Here is a 7,130-nt window from a genome sequence, read left to right as displayed (position 1 = left end):
CGCTCAGGGACAGGATGACCAGGCCCATGATGGTCCACTCGCCGTTGTCGGTGCCGGACCCGTTGAACGTGGTCAGGATGACGATCGAGCCGAGCACGAACGGCAGGCCGAAGAAGATGTCCGCGACACGGGACAGCAGCGCGTCCACCCAGCCGCCGCGGTAGCCGGCGATGATGCCCATCGTGCCGCCGACGAGCAGCGTCAGGACGGTGGAGACCACTGCCACCACGATCGAGGCGCGGGCGCCGTAGATGACCCGGGCGTAGACGTCGCGGCCCTGCACGTCGTAGCCGAACCAGGCGGCCGACGACGGCTCGACCCGGCTGCGGTCCAGCGAGCCGTTGACCGCGTCGCCGGAGGTGAACAGCCACGGGAAGGCCGCCATCACGAGGAAGATCAGGATGATCGTCGCCGAGATCCAGAACAGCGGCTTGCGGCGCAGGTCGATCCAGGCGTCACCGAGCAGGCCACGCGGCTTGTTCTGCTTCGCGCTCTCCGGCAGGCCCGCGTTGGTGGGCGCGCCCGACCCCGCCTCGGTGGGCATGGTCGCGGGCGGCGTCGACACGATCGACGCGGTATTCGGGTCACTCATGCCCGTACCTCGCTGCGCTCGGCGCGGGCGTGGTTACCCGCGCAGACTGCTGGGACGTTTCGTACGCTGCGGCGGTCACTCATAGCGGATCCTCGGGTCGAGGGCGGCGTAGAGCAGGTCCACCACCAGGTTCATGATGAGATAGACGAGCACCAACACCACGACGATGCCGACAACGGTAGCGCTCTCCTTGGTGACGATCGAGCGGAGCACCTGACGGCCGATGCCGTTGATGCCGAAGATGCCCTCCGTCACGATCGCGCCACCCATCAGCGCGCCGAGGTCGGTGCCGAGCAGGGTGACCACCGGGATGAGCGAGTTGCGCAGCAGGTGCACGCCGACCACGCGGCGCATCGGGAGGCCCTTGGCGATCGCGGTGCGGACGTAGTCGGCACGCCGGTTCTCGGCGATGCTCGTACGCGCCACCCGGGCGATGTACGCCATCGATGCGCTTCCGAGCACGAAGCCCGGCACGATCAGTTCACTGAACCGCATCTCGTTGGACACGGTCGGGTTGATGATGCCCCACTTCACACCGAGCAGCCACTGCAGCACGAAGCCGATGACGAAGACCGGGAGGGCGATCAGGAAGAGGGTGGAGACCAGGACCAGGTTGTCCAGGAAGCCGTTGCGCCGCAGGCCGGTGAGGATGCCGGCGCCGAGACCGATCACGGCCTCGATGGCGAGGGCGACCACCGCCAGCTTCAGGGTGTTCGGGTACGACGTGGCGATGATGTCGCTGATCTCGCGACCGCCGAACGTGATACCGAAGTCACCCTGCAGAAGGTTCTTCATGTAGCTGGCGTACTGCACCCAGATCGACTCGTCGAGGTTGTACTTCTCGGTCATCATGGCGCGGTAGTTCGGCGGGCAACCGCGGTCGCCGCACTTGCCGGCGAAGGGGTCACCGGGCACTGACCAGACGAGCCAGTAGATCAGGAACGTCGTACCGATGAACACCGGCACGAGTTGCAGCAGCCGTCTCAAGAGATAACGGCCCATGGGGTGGTCCTCCAGACAGGGAGCGCCGGGGCGGGCCGGCGCGGCGGCGACAACGTTGCGAGGGGTTCGTTGTACACCCCCTCGCGGAACGGCCCCGGGTCGGGCTCACCGGTAGGCGAGCCCGACCCGGGGTCAGAGCGTTCGGATCAGAGCTCGACCGAGGTGATGTCGAGCTCGCCGACGTTGGTCAGCTCGAGCTTCTTGATCTTCTCCGAGTGGCCGGACTGCTGGCCACCGAAGTAGATCGGCATCGACGGAACGTCCTGGTCGATCAGCTTGACGGCCTCAGCGAACTTCTTGTGGGCCTCCTCGATGCTGGGGGCCGCGGTGGCCTCCTTGGCGAGGGCGTCCACCTGCGGGTTGCTGTACTTGCCGTCGTTCGAGGAACCACCGGTGACGTAGAGCGGGTTGATCCAGTTCTCCACGTCCGGGTAGTCCTGCTGCCAGCCGGCCCGGTACGCGCCGGTCATCTTGTAGGCGTTGATGTTGGCGCGGAAGACCGCGAAGGTCGGCACGCCGACGGCGACCGCGTCGATGCCCAGGTTGGTCTTGATCTGCTGGGCGACGGCCTCCATCCACTCCTTGTGGCTGGCGTCCGCGTTGTACGACAGGGTCAGCTTGCCCTGGAAGCCACCGGACTCGGCGTAGAGCTTCTTGGCCTCGGCCACGTCGAACTTGCAGGCGGTGCAGTTGCCCGGCTCGGCGCCCGGGGTCAGCGGGTTGGCCCAGCTGTCGGCCGGCTTACGGGTACCGAAGAAGATCTTGTCGGTGATCGCCTGCCGGTCGATGGACAGCGAGATCGCCTTGCGCAGCTTCGGGTTCTGGAAGCGCTTGTCGTAGATCGGGAAGGCGATGATGCCGGTCGACGGGGTGGTCGAGGACATGGCCCGCTCGGCCAGGTCGGTCTTCCACTTGTCACCGGCCAGCGCGGAGACCGGAACCTGCTGCTGGAAGTCCAGGTTGCCGGCAAGCAGGTCGTTGTAGGCCGCCGTGTCGTCCTGGTAGATCTTGACGGTGACGTCCTTGATCTTCATCTTGTCGCGCAGGCTGTAGTCGTCGAAGCGGGTCAGCTTGATCTCGACGTCGTCCTGCCAGGAGACGAGCTTGACCGGGCCGTTACCGATCGGCTTCTTGCCGAACTCCGCCGGGGTGGTGGAGAAGAAGGCGTCCGGCAGCGGCACGAAGGCGCTGTAGCCGAGCTTGGTCGGGAACACGGCGGTCGGCGCGTTCAGCGTGACCTCGAAGTTCCAGTCGTCGACGACCTTGAGGCCGGACATGTCCTTGGCCTTGGGCTCCGGGGCCTTCTGCGGGCCGTCCGGGCCGTCCGGGTCCTCGGTGTAGACCTCGTCGAAGCCCTGGATGTCGGAGAAGAAGGAGGCGTTCTGCGCGCCGTTCGGGCCGTACGCCGCCCAGTTCCAGGCCTTGACGAAGCTCTCGGCCTTGACGGTGGTGCCGTCGTGGAACTTGGTGTTCTGCTTGATCTTGATCTTGAAGACCTTCGAGTCGCTCGTCTCGATCGACTCGGCGAGCAGGTTCTGCGGCGCCCCACCGTTGTTGGGGTACTCGACCAGACCGCTCCACATCCAGTCGATGATCGCGCCGCCACCGGTCTCGGTGGTGTTCGCCGGAACCAGGGGGTTCTCCGGCTGGGTACCGTCGATGACGATCGCGCCGTCCGAGCTGGCGCCGGCGTCGCCACCGTCGTTGTTCCCGCTGGAGCAGCCGGACGCGACGAGCGCGAATGCCGCGCCCACCGCGAGCGCGCCGCTCGCCCGCTTCGAGACTCTCATTCCGAGGGGCCTCCTCTTTCTTAACCTGGTTCCGTCGTGGGTTTCACGCACGTTTGGGGGTGACACCACCGGCGACCCGGACAAGCCGGACGTCGGTTTACCGCAGAGGATTTCGGGACACCCCAGGGGTACCGATCCGCCGGGCGCCACACCTTGGACGTGGGCACCGCGCAGGGTCGACAACCACGCGGCGACGCTGGTGGCGGCGTCCACGTGGTCGGCAGGCCCGACGAGATGCCTCACACCGGGGGGTGAGGTGCTGCCACTGTGACACCCACCGGCCCTTTCCGTGAAGGTGCCGTTATCAAGACGTTAGTTGCCCGCCACGTTGCCGATACTTGAGAAAAGATCACAAAGCGTACGGACGATAGGGCCCTGAACAGGCAAGACGGGCACATGGAGGTTGACGGGCATCCCTGCCGCCCGCATGCGCTGTGACGTGGACCGCGCCCGCTCCGGGCCGTCAACGGGCGCACGGCTGCGGCTTTTTTGTCCGTCCGGAGGATACCGACGTCGACTGTGCGGACAACAACGACCCCCCGGGGGGACGATGCCTCCCAGGGGGTCGCCGAGCGACGTGAGCTCAGACCAGGCGGCGGTCGGCAGCCCAGCGGGACAGCTCGTACCGGTTCGACATCTGGAGCTTGCGCAGGACGTTGGAGACGTGCGTCTCGACCGTCTTGATCGAGATGTACAGCTCCTTGGCGATCTCCTTGTAGGCGTACCCGCGGGCGAGCAGCCGGAGCACCTCGCGCTCCCGGTTGGTGAGCTGGTCCAGCTCGGGGTCGGCCACCGGCGCGTCCGGCCGGGACGCGAACGCGTCAAGCACGAACCCGGCCAGCCGGGGGCTGAACACGGCGTCCCCGTCGGCCACCCGGCGGATCGCGTCGGTCAGCTCCTCCGGGGAGATCGTCTTGGTGACGTAGCCCCGCGCGCCGGCCCGGATCAGCCCGATCACGTCCTCGGCGGCGTCGGACACGCTCAGCGCGAGGAACCGCACCTGTGGGTGGGTACGCCGCATCGCCTCCAGCACCGCGCGGCCGCCGCCGTCGGGCATGTGCACGTCGAGCAGCACCACGTCCGGCGCGGTGGCCGCGATCCGGGTCACCGCCTCGGCCACCGAGCTGGCCTCGCCGACCACCTCGACCCGCGCGCCCAGCTCGGCGCGCACGCCGGCCCGGAACATCGCGTGGTCGTCGACGAGGAAGACCCGCAGCGGCCCGCGCGGCGCCGTGCCCTCGACCGGTTCCTGCTCGGACATGTCACCTGTCCCTTTCCGCCGTGGAGCCGGAGCCGCTGATCGGCAGGATCAGCCGGACCTCGGTCCCTTCTCCCGGCTCGGACCGGATCTTCGCCCGGCCGCCGTGCCGCTTCATCCGCCCGATGATCGATCCTCGGACGCCGTGCCGGTGATTCTCCACCGTATCCGGGTCGAAGCCCTTGCCCCGGTCCCGGACGAAGACGCTCACCTGCTCCGGCTCCACCTCGGCGTAGAGCGACACGGTCTGCACACCGGCGTGCCGGGCCGCGTTGACCAGGGCCTCCCGGGCGGCGGCCACGAGCGCGCCGACCCGCTCGTCGGTCTCCCGGTCGCCGACGACCACCGCCTCGACAGTGATGGCGAACGTGTCCTCCACCTCGGCGGCGGCCTGCTCCAGCGCGGCCGCGAACCGCTCGGTCGGCGAGGCGGTCGGCTTGTAGAGCCAGTTGCGCAGCGAGCGCTCCTGGCCACGGGCCAGCCGCTGCACCGTCTTGACGTCGCTGGCGTTGCGCTGGATCAGGGCCAGCGTGTGCAGCACCTGGTCGTGGACCATGGCGGCCAGCTCGGCCCGCTCCTGCTCGCGGATGCGTCCCTCCCGCTCCGAGCGGAGCTGGTTCCAGGTCCGCCAGAGCACCGGGCCGGTCACCACGCCGACGCCGGCCAGCCCGACCAGCGCGAAGATCACGCCGTTGAGCACCGCGTCGAAGTTCTGCGCCGGCGAGTAGACGGCCGCCACGCCGATGATGCCGACCGCGACGAGCACGCCGCCGCCGATGAAGCGCAGCACGAACGCGCGCCGGTCGGTCTCTTCCACCACCGCGCCCAGCCAGGGCACCGCCGCGTCGCCCCACTGCCGGCGCCGCTCCGGCCCGGACTGGTGCCAGATGACGCCCGCGCCGACCGCGATGATCGCCACCAGCCAGCCGGCGGTGCCGGCCGCGCCCACCGAGTTGAAGGCGAAGACCTGCAACAGCAGTACGCCCAGCCCGATCGCCACGAACGGCAGCAGCTGGGTCAGGTCACGGCGCGGCGGGACGGCGGTGTCGCCGGGGCGGGGTGGCACCACCGCCCAGAAGGCGGCGTACAGCAGCAGCCCGAGGCCGCTGAGCCCGAGCAGGACCATGAACGCCATCCGCACCCGCAGCACCGGGATGCCCAGGTGCTCGGCGATGCCCGCGGCCACCCCGGCGGCCAGCCGGTGCTCGGTGGCCCGGTAGAGGCGCGGGGCGTGCGGGGCAGGGGTGCTGCTGATCGGAAACTCCCAGGTCGAGATGGAGAGGGCGGCGGCGCCGACGCTCAGATCGTCACACGGCGGCGACGTCCCGGACCACGGGGACGCCCCGGACTTTCGCCACCGGCGGATCTCAGGGTGGGGTCAGGGTCGGGTCCTGAGGCAGTCCGGGCGGCCGGGCAAGCAGTATCGGAGGCATGACCGAGGACGCTGCCCGTCCGCCCCGCCCCTGGGCGGCAGCACAGGACGCCCCGCCGCCGCCCCCACCGGGGTCGGCGCCCCCCACCGACCACGCGACCACGCCGCCCGGCGGCGGCGCGCCGGTCACCGGCCCGCCACCCGGGGGGTACGCCCCGCCGCCCGGCGCCGCCGGCTTCACCACCCGGTACGGGCTGGTGCGCCCCCGCGAGGGCCGCTACCTGGCCGGGGTGTGCGCCGCCATCGGCCGGGCCACGAACACCGACCCGGTGCTGTGGCGCGTGCTGCTGGCCGTGCTCGGCTTCTTCGGTGGCATCGGCATCATCGTGTACGTCGCCGGCTGGCTGATCATCCCCGGCGAGGGCGACACCGCCTCCCCGGTGGAGGCCATGCTCGGCCGCGGCCGGTCCAGCATGTCCCCGATCACCGTGATCGTGCTCGGCATCGTGGTGGCGCTCGGCTTCGCCTACGTCGTCACCGACGGGTTCCGGGCCATCCTGCTGGGCGCGGTGATCCTGATCGGCGGCGCGCTGCTGCTCAACCGCGAGCAGCGCGGCCCGGGGCAGCGGCCGGCTCAGCCGGCACCGCCGCCCGGCCCGGTGCCGGGTCCGGTGCCGCCGGTGGCCTGGCCCGCGCCGCCGGCCCCGGGCACGTGGACCGCGGGGGCCGCCGGGCCGCCGTGGACCGCCGCGCCGCCGGTCGGTACCACGCCACCGGTACGCCCCGAAGCGGCGTCGTACGCCGCCCACGCCGAGCCCGGCTACCCGCTGGCCGGCCGCACCGAGCCGGGCTATCCCCCGGCGCCCGCCTCCGAGCCCGGCTACCAACCGGCGTCCCCGTCCGGCCCGGGCCACCCGGCGACGCCGGGGCGCGAGCCGGGCCTGCCGGAGGCCGGGACGAGCTACCCGACGCTCCCGGCGCCGGGCTGGCCCGCCGCGGCCGGCACCCGGCCGGGCTGGTCCGAGCCGACGACCGCCGCGATGCCCCCGGTGAGCGGTCCGGTCGCGGACACCGCCACCTGGCCGGCCTCCGGCGCGGCGCCCTCCTGGCCGGGTG

The 7,130-nt window shown here is 70.6% G+C and carries 6 protein-coding genes; 1 reads left to right on the top strand and 5 read right to left on the bottom strand.

Annotation, left to right across the window (positions count from 1 at the left end; translation table 11 throughout):
* The 5 genes from KBX39_RS18285 to KBX39_RS18265 all read right to left on the bottom strand — a co-directional run.
* Window positions 1–592 (bottom strand): ABC transporter permease (locus tag KBX39_RS18285; RefSeq protein ID WP_369010115.1); only part of this gene is annotated, 592 nt, incomplete at its 3' end.
* 75 nt (window positions 593–667) lie between these two features.
* Window positions 668–1,594, bottom strand: coding sequence for an ABC transporter permease (locus tag KBX39_RS18280; RefSeq protein ID WP_013288523.1), 927 nt, complete (start codon window positions 1,592–1,594; stop codon window positions 668–670).
* Window positions 1,595–1,740: 146 nt separating this feature from the next.
* Window positions 1,741–3,384, bottom strand: coding sequence for an ABC transporter substrate-binding protein (locus KBX39_RS18275; RefSeq protein ID WP_064446567.1), 1,644 nt, complete (start codon window positions 3,382–3,384; stop codon window positions 1,741–1,743).
* Between the two features lie 583 nt (window positions 3,385–3,967).
* Window positions 3,968–4,645: a response regulator transcription factor gene (locus tag KBX39_RS18270; protein ID WP_030501521.1), complete on the bottom strand. Its 678-nt coding sequence runs from the start codon at window positions 4,643–4,645 to the stop codon at window positions 3,968–3,970.
* A 1-nt stretch (window position 4,646) separates the two neighbouring features.
* Window positions 4,647–5,828, bottom strand: a complete 1,182-nt coding sequence (locus tag KBX39_RS18265; RefSeq protein ID WP_312247456.1) for an ATP-binding protein — start codon at window positions 5,826–5,828, stop codon at window positions 4,647–4,649.
* Between the two features lie 245 nt (window positions 5,829–6,073).
* Here KBX39_RS18265 and KBX39_RS33410 point away from each other — a divergent pair.
* Window positions 6,074–7,130: PspC domain-containing protein (locus tag KBX39_RS33410; protein WP_247660336.1), on the top strand; the 1,057-nt coding region annotated here is incomplete at its 3' end.

Origin of the sequence: Micromonospora sp. D75, from assembly GCF_018070405.1 — a bacterium.
GTDB classification, from domain to species: Bacteria; Actinomycetota; Actinomycetes; order Mycobacteriales; family Micromonosporaceae; genus Micromonospora; species Micromonospora chalcea.
The sequence above is the reverse complement of the archived record's forward strand: the minus strand, read 5'-3'. Positions and strand labels throughout refer to the sequence as shown.

Excerpts from the sequence above, each read along its gene's own strand:
- KBX39_RS18280 (WP_013288523.1), bottom strand. The coding sequence starts at position 1,594 with ATGGGCCGTTATCTCTTGAGACGGCTGCTGCAACTCGTGCCGGTGTTC.
- KBX39_RS18275 (WP_064446567.1), bottom strand. The coding sequence starts at position 3,384 with ATGAGAGTCTCGAAGCGGGCGAGCGGCGCGCTCGCGGTGGGCGCGGCA.
- KBX39_RS18270 (WP_030501521.1), bottom strand. The coding sequence starts at position 4,645 with ATGTCCGAGCAGGAACCGGTCGAGGGCACGGCGCCGCGCGGGCCGCTG.